This is a genomic window from Hoylesella enoeca JCM 12259 (genome assembly GCF_000613405.1).
Taxonomy (GTDB): Bacteria; Bacteroidota; Bacteroidia; order Bacteroidales; family Bacteroidaceae; genus Prevotella; species Prevotella enoeca.
Genome location: NZ_BAIX01000112.1, coordinates 1 through 816, shown reverse-complemented (window position 1 = coordinate 816; position 816 = coordinate 1). Strand labels below are relative to the sequence as shown.

The window sequence follows — 816 nt, the reverse complement described above, 5'->3', positions numbered from 1 at the left end:
CTTTATCTTCGCTTCGTTTCTGCATTTCGACAAGCAGGCTTAGCGCATAATAAGCATTATCGCGCGCGTTGTCGAGCAACTCGAGTTCTTCGGTGCCGTCGAGCACGCGGGGCTGGTTGAGTGCCAAATCTTCCTTAGCCACGGCGGCCGTGAGCGGCCCCAACATAGCCGTTAGTTTCGGCACATTGGCTTCCTTGCAAAGCTGCAGCACGCGGTCAGCAAACTGATAATGCTCCATGTTTTGGAGCCGACTTCTCATAAAATCTTTTAATTTCATAGTTATATTGTTTAGGAAGTTAATATTTATAGTTTATAAAGGGTTTGAAAGGCCGTTTTCTTTGTTTCGAGGTCGGCGTAGGAGTACGACGGCTCCAAATTGCTATTTTCGACCTGTCGTAGAGGTACGCCAGGCTCCCGGCACTGATTTCTGCCTCGCGTACCCCTACGCCGCGCTCTTTTTACTGTTTTCGGCTCGTCGTAGGGATACGCCAGTTTCCCGTCACCGATTTGGGCCCGTCGTACTCCTACGCTGAGATTAATACTTCACGAAGGGGCGGACGCGGTAGTTGCCCATAGCACTTTTATAATTAAATTCCCACATTACAGACCTCTCAAAGGATAAGAAAACAGTTCCGGCCCATTGGTCTTTGATCTCTGAACTCGTCCAATATCCTTTGTAAGGAATAAGTGCTGTTCCACCCACTTGTGTAAATGTACTAGCGAATAAATTACCATACCAGTCATAGTGCTGAAAAACTTGTGGTACTGCCGGTATGTTGGCAAAACCTAAAGAGAATGGCATTTTCCAATCACTAT

2 pseudogenes are annotated in these 816 nt (G+C 47.2%); both read right to left on the bottom strand.

What is annotated here, in order from left to right:
• Positions 1-277, bottom strand: a pseudogene (locus JCM12259_RS15650) (DUF6261 family protein); the annotation flags it as partial.
• A gap of 258 nt (positions 278-535) precedes the next feature.
• A pseudogene (locus JCM12259_RS17495) lies at positions 536-816 on the bottom strand (hypothetical protein); the annotation flags it as partial.